This window comes from Virgibacillus sp. LDC1 (assembly GCF_025792345.1).
In the GTDB taxonomy this organism is placed as follows: Bacteria; Bacillota; Bacilli; order Paenibacillales; family Paenibacillaceae; genus Paenibacillus_AQ; species Paenibacillus_AQ lautus.
The window spans coordinates 2,696,045-2,714,145 of the sequence record NZ_JAOXLZ010000001.1; the positions used below are offsets into that span (position 1 = coordinate 2,696,045).

The 18,101-nt window shown below is 49.3% G+C and carries 17 protein-coding genes and 1 pseudogene; 4 read left to right on the forward strand and 14 right to left on the reverse strand.

Features of this window, described 5'->3' with window-relative positions; all coding sequences use genetic code 11:
• Positions 1-43: 43 nt before the first annotated feature.
• A complete protein-coding gene (locus OHJ21_RS11865) occupies positions 44-295 on the reverse strand; it encodes a YolD-like family protein (RefSeq protein WP_090908448.1) in 252 nt (83 codons plus the stop codon).
• Positions 296-694: 399 nt separating this feature from the next.
• Positions 695-1,903, reverse strand: a complete 1,209-nt coding sequence (locus tag OHJ21_RS11870; RefSeq protein WP_100537829.1) for a GTP-binding protein — start codon at positions 1,901-1,903, stop codon at positions 695-697.
• Positions 1,904-2,513: 610 nt separating this feature from the next.
• Here OHJ21_RS11870 and OHJ21_RS11875 point away from each other — a divergent pair.
• From OHJ21_RS11875 to OHJ21_RS11885, 3 genes and pseudogenes are all read left to right on the forward strand, one after another.
• The gene (locus tag OHJ21_RS11875) at positions 2,514-2,852 is read left to right on the forward strand and encodes a DUF1801 domain-containing protein (protein ID WP_486020138.1); all 339 of its coding nucleotides are present in this window, start codon (positions 2,514-2,516) and stop codon (positions 2,850-2,852) included.
• A 24-nt stretch (positions 2,853-2,876) separates the two neighbouring features.
• A pseudogene (locus OHJ21_RS11880) lies at positions 2,877-3,194 on the forward strand (ArsR/SmtB family transcription factor).
• A 29-nt stretch (positions 3,195-3,223) separates the two neighbouring features.
• Positions 3,224-3,730, forward strand: a complete 507-nt coding sequence (locus OHJ21_RS11885; protein ID WP_486020139.1) for an SRPBCC family protein — start codon at positions 3,224-3,226, stop codon at positions 3,728-3,730.
• Between the two features lie 138 nt (positions 3,731-3,868).
• On the opposite strand, the gene OHJ21_RS11890 is transcribed toward OHJ21_RS11885, so the two are convergent.
• From OHJ21_RS11890 to hxlA, 3 genes are all read right to left on the reverse strand, one after another.
• The gene (locus OHJ21_RS11890; protein WP_100537832.1) at positions 3,869-4,288 is read right to left on the reverse strand and encodes a winged helix-turn-helix transcriptional regulator; all 420 of its coding nucleotides are present in this window, start codon (positions 4,286-4,288) and stop codon (positions 3,869-3,871) included.
• Positions 4,289-4,369: 81 nt separating this feature from the next.
• Positions 4,370-4,933, reverse strand: a complete 564-nt coding sequence (hxlB, locus tag OHJ21_RS11895; protein ID WP_100537833.1) for a 6-phospho-3-hexuloisomerase — start codon at positions 4,931-4,933, stop codon at positions 4,370-4,372.
• 6 nt (positions 4,934-4,939) lie between these two features.
• Complete coding sequence (gene hxlA / locus OHJ21_RS11900) at positions 4,940-5,572, reverse strand: 3-hexulose-6-phosphate synthase (protein WP_100537834.1); 633 nt, start codon at positions 5,570-5,572, stop codon at positions 4,940-4,942.
• A 388-nt stretch (positions 5,573-5,960) separates the two neighbouring features.
• Between hxlA and OHJ21_RS11905 the strand changes: the two genes are divergently transcribed.
• Complete coding sequence (locus tag OHJ21_RS11905) at positions 5,961-6,506, forward strand: AAA family ATPase (RefSeq protein ID WP_394055033.1); 546 nt, start codon at positions 5,961-5,963, stop codon at positions 6,504-6,506.
• Between the two features lie 223 nt (positions 6,507-6,729).
• On the opposite strand, the gene OHJ21_RS11910 is transcribed toward OHJ21_RS11905, so the two are convergent.
• The 9 genes from OHJ21_RS11910 to OHJ21_RS11950 form a co-directional block, all read right to left on the reverse strand.
• Positions 6,730-7,758: an ABC transporter substrate-binding protein gene (locus tag OHJ21_RS11910; protein WP_326120361.1), complete on the reverse strand. Its 1,029-nt coding sequence runs from the start codon at positions 7,756-7,758 to the stop codon at positions 6,730-6,732.
• Between the two features lie 102 nt (positions 7,759-7,860).
• Positions 7,861-8,829, reverse strand: coding sequence for an ABC transporter permease (locus tag OHJ21_RS11915; protein WP_486020140.1), 969 nt, complete (start codon positions 8,827-8,829; stop codon positions 7,861-7,863).
• A gap of 34 nt (positions 8,830-8,863) precedes the next feature.
• On the reverse strand, positions 8,864-10,363 hold the full coding sequence (locus tag OHJ21_RS11920) for a sugar ABC transporter ATP-binding protein (RefSeq protein ID WP_486020141.1): 1,500 nt from the start codon (positions 10,361-10,363) through the stop codon (positions 8,864-8,866).
• A 133-nt stretch (positions 10,364-10,496) separates the two neighbouring features.
• Positions 10,497-11,477, reverse strand: coding sequence for a substrate-binding domain-containing protein (locus OHJ21_RS11925; protein ID WP_394055029.1), 981 nt, complete (start codon positions 11,475-11,477; stop codon positions 10,497-10,499).
• A complete protein-coding gene (locus OHJ21_RS11930; RefSeq protein ID WP_486020142.1) occupies positions 11,474-13,270 on the reverse strand; it encodes a cache domain-containing protein in 1,797 nt (598 codons plus the stop codon). The genes OHJ21_RS11925 and OHJ21_RS11930 overlap by 4 nt, the downstream gene beginning before the upstream one ends.
• On the reverse strand, positions 13,267-14,886 hold the full coding sequence (locus OHJ21_RS11935) for a response regulator (protein ID WP_486020143.1): 1,620 nt from the start codon (positions 14,884-14,886) through the stop codon (positions 13,267-13,269). Before OHJ21_RS11935 ends, OHJ21_RS11930 begins: the two co-directional genes overlap by 4 nt.
• A gap of 120 nt (positions 14,887-15,006) precedes the next feature.
• On the reverse strand, positions 15,007-15,549 hold the full coding sequence (locus OHJ21_RS11940; protein WP_486020144.1) for an NADPH-dependent FMN reductase: 543 nt from the start codon (positions 15,547-15,549) through the stop codon (positions 15,007-15,009).
• Between the two features lie 103 nt (positions 15,550-15,652).
• Positions 15,653-17,365: a VOC family protein gene (locus tag OHJ21_RS11945; protein ID WP_486020145.1), complete on the reverse strand. Its 1,713-nt coding sequence runs from the start codon at positions 17,363-17,365 to the stop codon at positions 15,653-15,655.
• Positions 17,362-17,922: an NADPH-dependent FMN reductase gene (locus tag OHJ21_RS11950; RefSeq protein WP_100537842.1), complete on the reverse strand. Its 561-nt coding sequence runs from the start codon at positions 17,920-17,922 to the stop codon at positions 17,362-17,364. Before OHJ21_RS11950 ends, OHJ21_RS11945 begins: the two co-directional genes overlap by 4 nt.
• Between the last annotated feature and the right edge of the window lie 179 nt (positions 17,923-18,101).

The window sequence follows — 18,101 nt, forward strand, 5'->3', positions numbered from 1 at the left end:
AAAGGAGGTCCACAGAGGATCTCCTTTTTCGATATGCTTCGGATTAGTCCCGAGGATAATTCACTTCCATAATGTCCATAAAAGGAACCTTTGTAATGACGCCATTCTGTTTCATATGCACCTTCCCTGTGCGGGAATCCATTTGATCGATTTGTCCGCGGACCGCTTCTTCCCATCCCCAGACCGTCAGTACGATGACCGATTCCTCCTGGTATGCTTCCGTAAGCTGATTTCCGAGCTCTTCTAGTACAAACTCATCTCTAGTGGGTCTCTTTGGAACTTTTGCTTTTGCCATAACCTTGTCCTCCTGCTTTATGTTGTTCATGCGTCAGCATTACATTCTCAATGAAAACTGAACTTTTAAGATAACTGAATTAGGAATCTACTTCCTATTATACATGAAATACGATTCAGAATACTTGGGGCAGCGGAATGAAGGATTAGAATATGCGTATAAACAGGGAATAACTTGTTGAACTTTCCATGACAAATATCCCCTTTAAGTAAACTGTAGCGCTCTTCTTCAGCACTGTCTACGAAAAGGGGATCATATTCTAGAAAACCTGATCATGTGGGAGATGTTAATCCGACATTCATCAATACGCTCTGTATATCAAGAACAGCAAAGCCACTACGAGTGGCCCCTCAACTGTTCGTAATTATTACGATTAATTTCATTCAAAAAAATATAGCCTTACAGCGATAGCTCTTCGATGGCCATCCATGGCAGCGGATTATGAAAAGTCGACCAATCCAGCTGCATTTCCTGATCGTTCAACAAACATTCGTCCAGCTTCTGTTCGATTTGGGTCTGTTCCATCCCAATCCCGATCATCACGAGCTCCGTCATCCGATCTCCCCAGGCGCCATCCCATTTTCTCTGCACATCCGGCTCACTCTGAATCAGCTCCTGCTGCTCCTGCTCGGTTAAAGCAGCCACCCAATATCCTGCAGGCCCGAATTGAATCGAAGGACCGGCCTGACTTAAACTTGCCGCAACATCCTCACGTACAGCCAGCCAAGCGATCCCTTTTGCACGTACGACCTCTTCCGGCCAATCACTCAAGAATTCTGCCAGGCGCTCCGGATGAAACGGTCTTCTTCTCCGATATACAAAAGAGCTGATGCCGTATTCATCCGTTTCCGGCACATGCTCTTCCTTCTGAAGCTCCTGAATCCAGCCGGGGGACTGACTGGCTTTTTCAAAATCGAATAAACCGGTATTCAGAATTTCCGTAGGAGCGACTTGTCCTTTCTCGGTGCGTATGATTTTGGCGCTTGGCTGAAGCTTACGAAGGATGCCTTCCACCTTGGCCAATTCATCTTCGCTTACCAGATCGCATTTGTTTAGTAGCAGTACATCACACATTTCAATCTGGTCAATCAGCAGATCCACGACTTCCCGCGTATCCTCATCGCCCAGCGCCTCCTTTCGATCGAGCAGGCTTTGGCCCGAAGAGAAGTCTTTCCAGAACCGGTTCGCGTCCACAACCGTCACCATGCAATCCAGCCGGGCAAGGTCGGACAACTGGACGCCGGACACCTCATCCGGATAGACAAAGGTCTGCGCAACGGGCACGGGCTCGCTGATACCCGTTGATTCAATGAGGATATAATCAAAACGGTTTTCCTGTACCAGCTTCTGAACTTCCTGCACCAGGTCTTCCCGGAGCGTGCAGCAGATGCAGCCGTTGGACATTTCGACCAGCTTCTCATCCGTTCGGGACAGACTCCCTTCCCCTCGAACCAAATCCGCGTCAATATTCACTTCGCTCATGTCGTTCACAATGACCGCTACCTTCAATCCATCGCGATTATGTAGCACATGATTCAGCACCGTCGTTTTGCCTGACCCGAGGTAACCGCTGAGTACAGTAACCGGAATCCTATTGTTGTTATTCATTTATTGAACTTCCTCCATTCCTTAATCGTAATTATTACGATTTATACGGTATGATATTATATCTCCTCCATTAAATTGTCAATCCTTCCGTGCAAAATAATGATCCGGCAAGCAAAATCCCCCCCGGTATTTAGGTACCGGAGGTTTAATTCCTCACTATTTTCAACTTTTATCTTGTTAGCCCAATTTCTTTTGGTCAAGTGTCACTAATCGTTTGTATATATAATATGAATCATCTCAAGACGAAAAGGAGAAAATCGCCATCACTACCACATGAGGAGAGAAGAAGATCAATATTAATATTAAAAATTGATAATGAAAAACTTAAGGCGAGAAGATTTACGCCACGATCGTATGCCGCATTCATGCAGCCGTGCGTGTCATTCTCGCATTTTCTATGCTTACATAGTATTACGGTAAAACTATCATGTGGTACTCAACATACGGTTAAACTACTCTCGATTGTTCTCACTTTATAGTCAAATTTAGTTCAGTTACAATCCTCTAAGGAGGTAATATTCAATTCAAAATATTCCTTTACAAGAATATTCCCTTGGTGGTATATTGTAATCAATCATTGGTTAATTTTCACAAATAAGGAGGATAAGATATGAGCCAAGAAGTAATTTCGTTCATTGAAAACCTTAGTCTGCCATGGCAAGTAGAAGTCGGCAAAAAGCTTCGACTCATGGTCCATGAAGCCATTCCGGAGGTAGAAGAACGGATTCAGTACAAAAAACCCCATTTTCTAAAAAACGGACATTTTGCAGCTGTGATTTCACCATCAAAAGATGCAATCGCTTTTATGATCATGAACACAACAAATCTAGAAGTCCCCAAAAATTTCGATGGTCCACCCGAACGAAAATGGCTTAAAATTCGAAAAGATGATACTCCAGACTATGAACTGCTATCTGAACTATTAGTTCAAGCATCAAGTTCGTTGTAATAACTAGATCGGGGGTAAGGTCCTATGAAACAGACAACGTTGAACGCACTAGCCGAACCTAACCGATTACAGATTGTCGAACTATTATGAGAAGGTCCTTCAACCGTCGGTCAGATTGCTGATCGTCTTCATATCCGGCAACCTCAGACTTCCAAACATTTAAAAATATTGTATGAAGCAGGACTGGTAGAAATCCAAGCAGAGGCTAATCGACGCACTTATAAACTACGTCCTGAACCGCTTCAAGGGATGGACGAATGGTTGGAATCGTTCCGCGGTATTTGGGAGAAGCGCTTAGATCAACTTGAGGATTATTTGGAAAAATTACAAAAGAAAAGGTAGCAGTCGCTACCTTCTTAGGAGGAATTCAAATGACTGAGCAAAGCAAACAAGGCTTACTTCTGTCACGTGTTTTCAATGCCCCTCGAGAACTGGTTTTTAAAGTTTGGACCGACCCTGAACACTTCGGCAGATGGTGGGGGCCTCAAGGTTTTTCCTTAGAAGTTATTAAAATGGATGTACGTCCTGGAGGCATGTTCCTAGGTTGTCAGAAGTCTCCGGACGGCAACCAAGCCATGTGGGGTAAATTTCTATATCAGGAAGTTATCGTTCCTGAGAAACTGGTATTCGTTCAATCATTCTCAGATGAGGAAGGTAACACGATACGTGCACCTTTTAACGCAAACTGGCCGCTTGAAATTATGAATATCATCACATTTGAAGAAATCGAAGGAAAAACGACGCTTACCATGCAGGGAGGCCCTATAAACGCAACTGCGGAAGAACTGGCAGCGTTTGATGAAATGGCTCCAATGGTGAAACAAGGATTTGGCGGTACTTTTGATCAACTCGCTGAATACCTCGAAAGCCAGCAATAATTACATTGATCAAGGAAGCGCAAACCAGCTGCGGCGAACCTATTTGTTCGCCGTTTTTTAATTCTTCAGAAGTCAGCATCCCTCATTTAAAAAGCCCCCTTAAAATTTAAGGAGGCTTATCCATACATATTCGAGAAATTACAGCTTCTGGGCGACTGCTTGTTCCGCTGCCTGTTCATCGTCTTTATTCTCAGGCAACTCGCCGTCTTTCCAGATGACCTGTTCGCCGTAATCTTTTCCCCAATCGTACATCAACTTCAAAATTGGCATCAAGCTCTCCCCATAAGGCGTGAGCGAATATTCGACTCGAGGCGGAACCTCGGGATAAACCATGCGATGAACGAGCTGATCTTCCTCTAGTTCACGCAGCTGATTGGTCAGCATTTTTTGCGTGATGTGGGGAATCATTCGGTTCAGTTCACCGAAGCGTTTAACGCCCTCCAAGCCAAGATGCCATAGGATGATCAGTTTCCACTTGCCGCCGATAACCGCCAGGGTTAACTCCTTATGGCAGTTTATTTCCTTCAGATTAATTCGCTGCTTGACCTCGTTTGCCATAATGCATCACCCCTTCTTGCCTATAGTATACAACGGGTGCGGGCATATCAACAAAAGTGGAAAACATCACATGATAGCACCTTATTCCAAATTGGCGTGCAGGCCAAACATTTGGTCCGAGTGGAGCTCACTCTTCTCCATTAATCTCAAGATAACCGCATCGAGCACGATCAGCATGCTTTGCTCAAATAATGAAGCCATCGGTTGAACGGTGACGAGAGTATCCTGATTCTGCTCCTTCGTTGTGCCCGGAAGCTGAACCATGGCATCCGACAGCTGACCGATACGTGATTCGGGTTTCACCGTTACGACCGCTACGGCCGACCCGATATCCTTGGCTTTCTGAGCCATCGCCACCAAGCTCTGCGTTTCGCCGGAGCCTGAACCGATAAATAGTAAATCCCGCGCGCCGATGGCCGGAGTTACCGTATCACCGACGATGTGCACCTTATATCCCATCTGCATTAACCGCATCGCAAATGCTCGGATCATCAGACCGGATCTGCCGCCCCCTGCCAAGAAAATAGCATCGGATTGCTCGATCCGTTCAATTAATTCCTCGATCTGGACAGCATCAACCTGCTGTATGGATTCCGCGATTTCCTTGGCAACGACGGCTGCTTGTTGAAATATCTTTTGACTCATTCTGATTTAAGCCTGCTTCACAAGTTGGTTCATTTGAGCCGCTGCAACCTTCTTGTCCGTCTGGCTTGTAATTCCGCCGCCGACGATGACGAGATCGGGATTCGCCTGGATCACCTCAGGGAGCGTCTCGATTTTGATTCCTCCCGCAACGGCGGTCTTCGCATGTTTAACGACACGTTTGATCGCAGCCAATTCCTCGAATGAGTTTTTACCCTCCGCCTGGTGATCGTATCCGGAATGCACGCAAATGTAATCGACGCCGAACGCATCAATCTCCCGTGCTCTTCCTTCAATGTCCTTTACGTTGATCATATCCACCATGACCTGCTTGCCTTGCTTGAGGGCTTCCGCCACCGCGCCTTTGATCGTGGAATCGTCGGATACGCCCAGCACCGTAATGATATCCGCGCCCGCTTCGGATGCCTTCATGACCTCATAACCGCCCGCATCCATAATTTTTAGATCGGCCAGCACGCGCAGATGCGGGAAAGCCTCTTTAATCGCTTTTACGGCATGAAGCCCTTCGTTAATGACAACCGGCGTGCCGATCTCCACGATATCGATAAACTCGGCGACTTCAGCCACCACTTGTTTTGCTTCCGGAATATTCACCAAATCCAATGCCAATTGAAGTTCCATATTGTCAATCTCTCCTTATGAGTGTATTGGTTAATAACTACACGATTATTGTAGAGTAGACAGTTTACTTTACGGAAGTACGTACTTATAAGTGAGATACTTACGTGGAAGTAAGTAATATGGAGGGACAAGGGTTTTCAGGTTTTCGTTTATTTACGAATTTCCGTCTAGATGCTGGTAAAAAACAATTAAGCCTGTTTGTTCACTTTAGCCCAGCCTACGGCTGTGGTTTAATATAGTTGTCAGGCCGGACAAAATGATCGGAAAGGAGGCTGAACGAATTGATTCAGAATATGGAGGTGGCATCCGCATAAGCGGGTGTCACGTTTAAGGGAGCCCCTCATAGGGCTCCCTTCATTTGTAATCCAATCAAACTGGAGGAAACACGATGTCACATTCACGTAAACCAGCGGTTATCGTTGTCACCGGCGTCATGGCTTCCGGTAAGTCGACGGTAGCCCAGCTGCTGGCCGAGAAGTTTGAACGCGCAGTCCATTTGCGGGGAGACTCGTTTCGGAGAATGATTGTCAGGGGAAGGGAAGAAATGCTTCCGGATGCTTCTGACGAAGCGGTAAGACAGCTTGCCTTGCGCTACAGGTTATCCGCCTCCACTGCCAGAACCTATGCCGAAGCCGGTTTTCATGTCGTTCTGCAGGACGTCATTCTCGGCCCGGCGCTGCAACAAATAACCGAAATGCTAAACGGCCTTCCCGTCTTCGTTGTTGTGCTGAACCCATCCGAGAATGCCATCAGCGCACGCGAGTTGATTCGTGACAAAAAAGGTTACGGGGTATGGACCATCCATGAGTTGAATCGGCGGTTGACCGACGAGACGCCGAGAATTGGCCTGTGGCTGGACACCTCCGATTTATCTCCTGAAGAAACGGTTGAAGAGATTTGGAAGCGGATGTGGGACGAGGGGCAGATCCGTTAACATAAATCCGGTATCATTCATGACAAGGCTTCCTGGTAAAAAACAATTAAGCCTGTTTATTCACTTCATTCCCACCGCCAGCCATGGTTTAATATAGATGTCCGGCTGGACCAAATGCTCGGAAAGGAGGCTGAACGAATTGATTCAGAATATGGAGGTGGCATCTGCGTAAGCGGATGTCACGTTAAGGGGAGCCCTCTATAGGGCTCCCCTTCATTTCATTTTACTCATAGATCACGGCTTTGATCTCGTCGCTGTCGATATTGTTTTTGTCGTACCAGTAGAATCCCGTATCGATCTGCGGCTCGACCTTCTCCCCTTTGACGGCCGCCACGGCGGCTTTTACCGTCTCATATCCGATGCCGACCGGATTTTGTGTGATGGCTCCCGCCATGGTTCCGTTCTTGATCGCGTCAATCTGCGCTTTTCCGGAATCGAACCCGACCACGATAATCTGGCCTTCCTTCTTCATCTCCATTACCGCATTAATGACGCCGACGGCGGAGCCCTCATTCGCCCCGAATATCCCCTTCAAATCCGGATGTGCCTGCATCATGGCTTTAGCCAGGTCCGTCGATTTCAGATGATCGCCGCCTCCATATTGAATGTCTACGATCTCGATATTCGGATACTTCTCTTCGATCTGCTTCTTAAAACCGTCGCGGCGGCTAACCCCGGTTACGCTGGTCTGGTCATGGACCACCATCGCGATTTTACCTTCATTCCCGATGAGCTCCGCCATTTTATCTGCCGCAAGCGCGGATGCAGCCATATTGTCCGTCGATGCGGTCGTGACCGGAATGTCGCTTTCCACGCCCGAATCGAAGGCGATGACAGGGATGTTGTTTTCCTGGGCTTTTTTCAGATAAGGTATGGAGGCCTGGCTATCCAATGCGGCAAAGCCGATCGCGCTTGGTTTCTTGTCGAGTGCTGCCTGCAGCATTTCGATCTGCTTATCCACCTGGGATTCCGTCTCCGGTCCTTCAAAGGTAATCCGTACGCCAAGCTCTTCCCCAGCTTGCTCGGCACCGGCTTTTACCGCCTGCCAGAATTGGTGCTGAAAGCCTTTGGAAATGATCGGGATGTAGATTTCTCCTTCGGCTGCAGAACTGGAACCTGAACCCGATCCGCCCTCGCTTGGATTGTCGGTTCCTCCGGCAGCGTTATTGCCCGATGAACCGCAAGCCGCCAGCATACTTGCAGTCAGCATGAGAATCAGAGCCAATACGGATAGCTTTTTCATAATCTTCATCTCCCCTTGTTTATCAAAATAGTACATCTATAGAACTTCCATCCAAGGAAGCTTCTAACCCGTTAACATTCGGCTAACTTAGCGTGGAACGCAGCTCTAACATTACGCTTTGCGTCTGCGCAAAATATCCGCATACACCGCGAGTATGATAACGAACCCTACGACAACGGTTTGCCACTCCTGCGGCACGGACAGAATGCGTAATCCATTCGTCAGCACGCTCATGATCAAAGCGCCGATCACCGTACCGATGATGGTCCCTTTCCCTCCGCTGAGCGAAGTTCCCCCGATCACGACCGCCGCGATGGCTTCCAGCTCATACCCGGCGCCCAGGGCCGGATTGGCCGAATTCAGCCTCGATGCCATCATGACACCGGCCAAGCCCGTAAAGGCGCCGGTTAGGGTGTAAATGACGATTTTCCAGAAGCCCACATTGACGCCGGACAATCGGGTCGCCTCCTCGTTGCTGCCCAGTGCAAAGTTATACCGGCCGATAATGGTCTTCGATAAGATGAGGTAACCCACAACGGCCGCAATGAAGAAAATAACGACCGCATTCGGAATAACAAGGCCCGGTATCAACCAGCCCAGCACACTGCCTTGGGACACCTCGGCAAAGCTTTCCGCGTCGTTGAAATAGACCGGCTTGGCTCCGGAGATAATCAGTGCCAGCCCTTTGGCAATCATCATCATCGCCAGCGTTGCGATAAAAGGCGGGATCTTCATCTTCGCCACTGCCGTTCCCGACAAAAGCCCGCACAGCGCGCCCGTTAAGATGCCGCCAAGGATGCCGACAGGTACCGGTAATCCCCAGAAGGTGATGCATACGCCGGTCATAACGCCGCTCAGCGTCATGACCGTCCCGACGGACAGATCAATGCCGCCGGTAATGATGACAAAGGTGGATCCCAAGGCCAGCACGCCAATCACCGCGGTCGAAAGAAGAATGCCCACGATATTGGAGAACTGAAAGAAATTGCTGGATGAGAACGTAAAGAATAGAATGAGAACGACCAGGCTGGCTAGGGCCAGCACTTGCTGAAGCGCGCCCGATTTGATTTGAATGTTCATCTGCTTATTCCTCCTAACGTGTATGGATAACGGCTTACATTCTTGCTGTAGCCAGATGCATAATGCTTTCTTGGGTCGCCTGTTCTTGATCCAGCTCGCCCGTAATCCGACCTTCACACATCACGAGAACCCGATGACTCATCCGAAGAATTTCCGGCAGCTCTGAGGAGATCATGATGATGGATTTGCCCTGTGCCGTTAGATCGTTCAGCAAACGGTAGATTTCGCTCTTGGCCCCTACATCGATCCCGCGCGTCGGTTCGTCGAAGATCAGAATGTCGCAATCGCGGGTCAGCCATTTGCCGATCACGACTTTCTGCTGATTGCCGCCGGAGAGGTACTTTACTTCCTGGTCCACATGCGGTGTTTTGACCTTCAGTCGTTCGACCATATCCTCCGCCTGCTTGCGAATCCTGGCCGTACTCATCCAGCCCCCGGGACGCACGAAGTTACCGTATGACGCAATAGCCACATTGCTCTTCACATCCAGATCGACGACGCATCCATAGCGCTTACGATCCTCGGATAAATAACCGATCCCTTGGCGCACCGCATCGTGGGGGCCCTTGATCGTTATTTTGCGGCCATGAACCTGGATCTCGCCGGATTGAATGCGGTCGGCACCGAAGATCGCCCGGGCAAGCTCGGTCCGCCCCGCGCCAACCAGCCCTGCAATGCCAAGGATTTCTCCCTTTTTCAGAGTGAAGTTAATGTCCTTCAAAGTTCGACCTTGATTCAGTCCTTTAACCTCCAATACCGTCTCACGTTCACCTGCGCTCCTCTCCGGCTTCGAGGTCTCGTAGATTTGCCGGCCAACCATCTTGGAAATAATGTCCTGGGTGGTAACTTCAGCTGTGGATACCGTATCGATGTACTGTCCGTCACGCATTACCGTAATGCGATCCGTAATTCGCTTGATCTCATCCATCCGGTGGGAAATGTAAACGATTCCAACTCCGCCTTCGCGAAGCTGGCGAATGATGCGGAACAAATCCTCAATCTCGGTTTCGCTTAAAGCCGCCGTAGGCTCATCCATGACCAGCACGTCGGCGCTATAAGACAACGCCTTGGCAATCTCCACTATCTGCTGCTTGGCCACCGTTAGTTCCGAAACCTTGATGGATGGATCCATGTCCAGGCCCATCCGCTCGAACAGTTCCTTCACTTGTCGCTTTAGCGCCTGATCATCCAGAAACAATCGGAGCTTTCGCCGCGGCTCCCGCCCGATGAATATATTCTGAGCAACTGTCAGATCGGGCGCCAAGTTCAATTCCTGATGGATCATGCTGATCCCCGCGTCTTGTGCCGCTTTCGGATTCGTTAACTCCACGGGCTGCCCCTTGTACGTGATCGTTCCTGCATCCTTCTGGTATACGCCGGTCAAGATTTTCATCATGGTTGATTTGCCAGCACCGTTCTCACCCATAAGCGCGTGGACCTCACCGCGCAGCAGTTCAAATCGGCAGTTATTTAATGCAAGCACGCCCGGAAATTCCTTCATGATTCCTTCCATCTGTATCAATACTTCGCTCAAAGCCCCTCACCTCTCTAGCTGGCACCTTTTATGAATCATTGTACAAAGCGTTCCCCTTGCGGAGGAATGGAATATTCTCTGATCGATGTTGAATAATCTATGATCTGTTAACAGGACCCCATAAAGGAAGAAGCTACTCTTCCACAAAGGGAAAGAGCAGCTTCTGGTTCTCCTCGGTATACATATTGTCTTTGTTGATGACAACGGAATCGGTGTACACGTTGCGTGACACTTTGTCTCCTTCGATGATGGATACGGCTGTTTTGATGCCTAAGTAGCCGATGTTGAAGGGTTTTTGAACGATCGTGGATTGCAGGACTCCCTCTTCGAGCAGTTTGACTTCCTTCACCGAGCTGTCGAATCCGACCAGCTTGACCTTGCCCCCCAGCCCCAATTCTCGAATCGCTCTGCCTGCCCCCACCGTTGAAGGCTCATTCAGTCCCACGATTCCATTCAGGTCAGGCGTCTCCAGCAGCAGCTTCTTCGTGATTTCATAAGCTCTCTCCTCCTTGCCCTCGCTGTAGTAAGTACCCACAATTTCCGTGCCGCTGCGCTGCTCCAAAATGCTTCGAACCCCTTGTTCCCTCTCAATCTGCGTCGAGGTGCCCCGTACGAAACTGATAATAGCAACCTTGGCATGTGCCGGCAGCCGCGAGGAAAGCTCCTTGCCTGCCTTCTGTCCCGCATGAACATTATCGGTCGCGATTAAGCTCTGTGCATAATCACCGTTAACGGCGGAATCAATCATAATAAGCGGGATGTCAGCTTTGCGAATCGACTCCGCAACTGGAACCAAACGGTTATAATCAGCGGCGGCCAAAACAATCGCATCCGGCTTCTGCTTGATGGCTTCCTCCAGCAATTGAATCTGCAAGTCGACTTCGATTTCCTGCGTGGGTCCTACCACCGAGACATCCACGCCGAATTCACGAGAAGCCGTGCTCACCCCTTCAATCAGCACCCGCCAGAATTCATTCTCATCCAGGGCTTTGACACCCACGATGATCTTCTTGGTACCGGGGTCTTCCTTGGACCAGTGATAAACCGCGTAACCCAGAATAAGAACCGGAACCAGCAGCAATAAAATATATCGCAGTCTCATGTACGACTTCATGGCACATCCCCCTCCAAGCTCCGCCATTCATCCGGATGAACGGCAGGAATAACCAGCGTTACGATTGTCCCCGATCCCGGCGCGCTCGCATAGCTAAGACCATATTCCGTTCCAAAATATAACTGAATCCGCTGATGAACATTTGCAATGCCAACGCTGTTTCTCGATTGTTTGCTCCCTGTAGAGGTTAATAATGTCTCAACTTTGGACTGATCCATCCCGATGCCGTCGTCCTTGACTTGAAACTCGATGCGGTTATCTCGACGCTTCCCCGTAATCGTGATCGTACCCGGACCTTCTTTGTTCTTGATACCATGATAAATGGCATTCTCCACCAGCGGCTGCAGCAGCACCTTCAACGTAAGATAAGGGTAAAGTTCGCGATCCATATCCAGAGCAAACCGGATTTTGTCCTGGTATCGCATTTGTTGTATTTTTAAATAATTCGTTATATGCTCCACCTCGGTAGCAATCGGGATCATTTCCCTCCCTTTGCTGAGCGAAGCTCGAAACAGCCTTGCTAAAGCCGATGTCATCAGAATCACCTCATCATGCTTCTTGCTCTCGGCCATCCATATAATGGAATCGAGCGTATTGTAGAGGAAATGGGGATTGATTTGGGCTTGCAGGGCATTCAACTCGCTTTTCCTCTTAATCTCCTGCTCTATCACGATTTGAACCATCAATTCCTTCACCTTCAGCACCATCACATTGAAGCTGCGGGCTAGGCCCGAGATTTCCCTGGAATGCCCCACGGGAACCCGGATATCAAAATTCCCCTTCTCCACTTCCATCATTTTTTCTTGGAGCTTCTTGATGGGACGCGTCAAGTTGCGGGAGATGACGACGGAGAACAGCACGCCGACGCCAAGGCATAACAACCCTGCTATGGCAAAAGAAAGCTGCATCTGCTTCTTATTGTCCACCAGCTCATTCTCATAAAAAACGCCGACGATTTTCCAGCCGAAATCCGTATCCTTGATACTGTATATCCGGCTTGCCCCGCCCTCCTTCACGACAAATCCCCCTTCCTTGTCCTGAAGCACCTGCTCTAATCTCTCCGTCTTCAAATTGCTGTAGAGCAGCTGCTGCTGCGGGTGATACACAATCCGCCCTTGACGGTCAATCACGAACACGTAGCCCCGGTTCCCCAGATCCAGCTTGCTGAGCATATCGTTAATCACCTTGAAGTTAAGATCGATCAACAGAATGCCAAGCCCATTCGAAGGATTCACGCCGCTGAGCTCGCGGCTCAGTGATACGACCCAACGGTACTCTCCCTTGATGACCGGCTGTACATGGGACGAAGAGATCACCGTCTGTCCGTTGTTTTCCTTCGCCTGCCGATACCAGGGCTGCTCCGATACCACAATATAGGGATTCAGTTCGGCGTCCGCCCGATCGGAGATGAAGGTCCCGCCCGCTCCAAAAATATTAATCGACGCAATATCTTTGCGCGAAACCCGAATCGAGTGGAAATATTCCGATATCTTCGCTTTCAATATGGCTAGTTCCGCAGGCTGCAGTTCATCGGCCAAGGCGAGATATTCCCTCACATTCGGGTTATTCATCGCCGCCAGCGAGATGTCCTTCATCCCCGTTACGTAGGTTTGGATATTCGCATTGACTTGATTGATCAGTTCGGAGGTATAACTCTCCGCCGTTTCGCGCACAGCCGATTCGGACAGCCGATAGGAGATAAAGATCAGCAGCAGCGCCGTAAACAGCACCAGCATCACGAAGGAGCTGGCAATCCGGGATTGAATGCTTTTGATTCGCTGGGGAGCCTTCATGGACTAACCCTGCCTGACGTCATTTTATTCCGGTACTCCGTCGGGGTATCTCCGGTATGTTTCTTAAACAGCACGCTAAAATATTGAGGATCCTGATAACCGGTTTTCGCCGCAATTTCATAGGTTCTCATCAAGGAATGCTTCAGAAGTTCCTTCGCTTTCTCCATTCGGACTTCCGTTACGTATTCAACGAAGGTCTTCCCGGTATGCGACTTGAACAAAGCGCTGAAATAACTCGTGCTCATGTAGATCCGGCTGCACACGGTCTTAATCGATAACTCCACATCCTCGTAATGCCGCTGAATGAAATCGACCGCCTCCAGCATCTGGGTGCGGGTCATGTCCTTTCTCGTCTTGGCAACGTCCCTTAGCGCTTGTTCACACACCTCATTTAACCAATGCTCAATCTCGTCCAGTGAACGAAAAGAATACAAATCGGACAGCAGCCTCTTCTCCTTGCCGATCAGCTCATTCTCATTGCTGCCGATTTCCATCAAGGTTTGAAGAACTGCAAGCATCACTCGTACGATCCGCACATAACACAGGTCGATCGAAATTGAAGCGCTTCCAAGTTCCTTGATCAGCTGCCGGATGCTCGCCTTCACTTCAGCGTCCGTACCGGCCCGGATCGCAGAGATTAGCGCTGACTCGGTTTCGATCCCATCCTGGAGAGGAGCTTCCCCCCGCTTTTCAAGATCCGTGATATGGATCACCTGATCGCGGCCGATCAGGAGCCGGTATTCCAATGCAGCTTCCGAAGCTCTGCAGGAATAACGGATATCCTGAAGGTCGCGGCACATCGTTCCGATGCCCAGCGTGACCGTGAATTTCATGAACTGTTTCGTAGATCCGCGAATTTCCTCCGCCAGCTTCTGCGCCCGAGCGTGCAGCTCCTCCTCGCCGGAGCCCGATAGAATGGTCATGACTTTGTTCTCCTTGTAGCGAAAAACGGCTGTACCGGGCTCTCCCGCCAATATTTCCTGAATGATGTTGTATAAGGCAAAAGCATACAGCTCATGATCGACGTGCTGTTCATCCGAACGTCGCTCATCCATATCCGCTGCCATTGCGATATAAAGCGGCCCCGGAAGCGAAATATCAAAATAAGACAGCTTGCTCTCGATCTCGGATCGCTTCATCGGCGATGACGCCAGTCGTTCAAGAAATCGTTCCTTAAGCAGGACCAAACTCTCATTCAACTGATGCTTGAGCCTCTTCAAGTGCTCCGTATGTCCGCGTTCCTCATCCATTTCCAGTTTGAGTTTATCTAGCATCTCCCTTAACTCCGCCGAAGTAACCGGTTTCAAAATAAAATCCGTGACCTGCAGCTTCACCGCCTGCTGGGCATATTCGAAATCGTCAAACCCGGTCAGGATGATGATCTTCGTCTTTGGAAAACGTTCCGTAATATGGCGGGACAATTCCAGGCCATCCATGTACGGCATGTTGATGTCCGTTAACACAACATCGGGTGGATGGCGGGTTACAGTCTCCAATGCATCCCTGCCGTTCTCGCAATCCCCGATGCATTCAAAGCCATGATCAGCCCACTGAATCCGGTTTCGGATCCCTTCCCTTACGATCGGTTCGTCGTCCACAATAAGAATCGTATACAATCAAAGCCTCCCCCGTTCAAAAGCAAATCGCATTTGCTTAGGTTATCTCGTGTTACGAGGTGAATATTACAGGAAAAGCCCTTTGGCAGGCAACTGCCAAAGGGCTCCATGACTACGTATTTATTTGCGGGTGTTCATCCACGTAATGAAATTGTTCACCACGATATCAAGGAAACCGATCGTCGGCTCATGAATCAGCTTGCCGGACTCATCCATCTTCTCATGTACCGCTCCGATATATACTTCATTGTTCGGAAGCAGCGGCGAAGTAATGCCAACAGAAAACAGAATATCCCGGAGATGTTCTTGAGCGCGAACGGTTCCAAGCTGTCCCATCGACACCCCCATGATCCATGAAGGCTTCCCGTTCATGACCTTATCGACACGCGATAACCAGTCGAGCGCGTTCTTGAGTACGCCCGGTATGGAGTAATTATACTCCGGCGTGATCCACAATACCGCATCGGCGACAGCAATCCGCTCTTTGAAATCCTTGACGACCGCAGGAGGGTCCAGCTCAATGTCTTGATCATAAAACGGAAGATCTCGAAGCCCCAAAATTTCAAACGCAATCTGATCCGAGTAGCGCTGCTTCAAATATTCCGCCAGTTTCATATTGTACGACTCTTTTCTAATGCTTCCTACAACGATTGCGACTTTCATGATACCCTCCAGTTCTATGCCTTCTTAGCATATTTCAATCTATTTTTAACAACTAATTTTTAGCCTAACACCATATATTACCAATGTCAAAATATCCATTGCCCTATTTCATCAACGAGAGTAGTTTACACACATCTCGCTCCATATCTTCTCTCCGTTCAGGCGGCACATATTGGAGCAGAGCCAGTGCCGCATAAGGCACCTTGATGGCATGCGGATCTTCATACCGTTTACTCCAATAAGCCGAATCCATAATCGAAGCTTCTTCAGGTGCCTGAACCCCCTGATTCAAAAGCGTTTGTGGCTTTAAACGGTTGAGTTTCATTTGCAGCCGGTGATTGCTTTGACCAAGCTTGGCAAGCTGAGCATATCCGAGCCGTTCCAGCTCAATCAATGCGTGGGCGTGGGTAATTCCATGCTCAAGCTCACCTGCAAAAAAGTAGTACTTACCTTCAACGTGTTGATCCGGCAGCACGTGATCCAACTCGGATAAAGCACGCCCAGCCAGATCGGATGCATTCCGGTACGGCGGCTCGTCCGAGAGCCGGATTTCGGAACGATCCAGCTTCGTATAATCTTCGATTCCGTAATACCTTGCAAGCTTATGTTCAACGGCCGCATCTTCCATCAGCTTGAGTAAGCCTCGAACGATAGACGGCGTCAGCAAGTCCGGACGGTCCCGCAATGCTTTCAGTCCCAAGACGGCCAGGGTAACACCATGTCCGGAGGTGCTCAGATTCGTCAGATTAGGCAGCAGCCCTTCAATCAATTGATTCATTAATTCAGGCTGAGCAGGCTCGGCAGGATAGGGTTCGAACCAATCTTCATGCTGACTGCGCAAATGCCGGCAATTGGCGGCCAATCCCTTCCGTACATCTTGCGGCAAATCAAACTCCTTCTGCATATAATAAGCAGCCAAATACGCCCCGCCGACATGTCCTTCAAACCAGCCAACCTCGCCGCCGCGGCTCAAGGCCGTAAGACCATCCTCCAAATACCGGTCACTAATGACCGAATTCACCTCCTTCCCTTCGATGGCACTCGGCAGATTCAGCCGGGCTGCAATGTCTTTGGGAAAGCTTGTTATCTTCATTCGGATGCTGTAACCATACATTCTAAAATGCAATCCATCCTTGTTATCCGAAACGATCATCCGCCGATCCAGAGTGGAACGAACCCGGTCCAGAAACCGTTCGTCTGTTACTCCGTAAGTTATCTCCAAGGGTGGTGCCAGCGCATACATCGAAATCGGAATCCATTTGCGCTTCGTTGATACAACAACGGCATGGGCTGTTCCTCCAATGGCAAAAGCGAATTGCTCCGACTCCTTGGCGATCGTTAATCCCAGCGTCCGCTTCATCCACAATCTTGCGGCTACCGGATCTTCCACGGGCAATCCCACCTCCCGCAAATACAGGACGCCATAGGTGCCGTTTGGCGCCAGTACCCCTTCCTTTAGATCATCATGCGCGATAAACTCAAGCAAGTTTCCATCACCATCCTTGAAGTACACGTTCACACCGGATTCGAAGCGCTCAACCACTTCGCCATCAGGCCATTTCAACAAAGGTACCTGCTCTGCGAGCTTCTGGATCAGGGATTCAAACTGAGAATAAGGCACTTCAAACGCGATATGGGCAGGAGCTATAGGTTCATACGCTTCTTCAAAAGCGAGCGTGAAATCCGGTGTAGGCTGAAATACGACCTCAACCTCGCTTTCACTTGCAATCGGGAAGTGAAGCAATCCGTTGTAGAATTGTTTCACGCCCTGAATGGAGACCGTTTTTAATTTCAATCCGGCAAAATGAGTGATCATGAGGTTTCAACCTCCTCTTTACTGCTGATCTTCTTGACCAGCTCCATAAAGATGGATAGCGCCTCTTTAGCCCGATAATCCAGCACAATCGTGCCTTCTGCCGCTTCGGATTCGTAAATGGCACGCTGAGAACCGCCAATGGAGATCCATTCCGGACTATTAATTCCGTGCAAATTGCGTATGGTAGCCTGCATTTGCTGCAGTGAACTCACGCCGACCGCCCCTCCCGCCGAGCTTACCGATAGAACCGGTTTACCCGAGAAATGCATCTGCCCCAAATGATCCAAAGCGTTCTTCAAAACTCCGCTCATCCCTCCGTGATACTCTGGGGTAGTCAAAATAATGCCGTCCGCCTCCATTAATAGGCGCTGCAGCTCGCGCACGCCATCATGGCGGTTGAATATCTCGTCAGGCGAGTAGAACGGGAGCGGTGTTTCATACAGGTTAAACAGCTTCACTTCCACGAACAACCGATTCATTTGCGCTTCCAAGGCTTTGGCCAGAACGGTGCTTGTTGCTTCCTTACGATTGCTGCCAGCTATAATCACGATCTTCATGGTACTGCCTCCCTTATTGGTATCCAATGTTTTGTTAAGTACATTGTAGAGGAGGCAGGCCATGGAAATCGTCAACATTTAGAGTGATTTTACGAGCAAAAGCTCTCATGCCTTCGGCTGAGAGCTTCTACAACTATAGTCTTAGATATTTACCGTTATGTAAGCCAAATACAGCAATC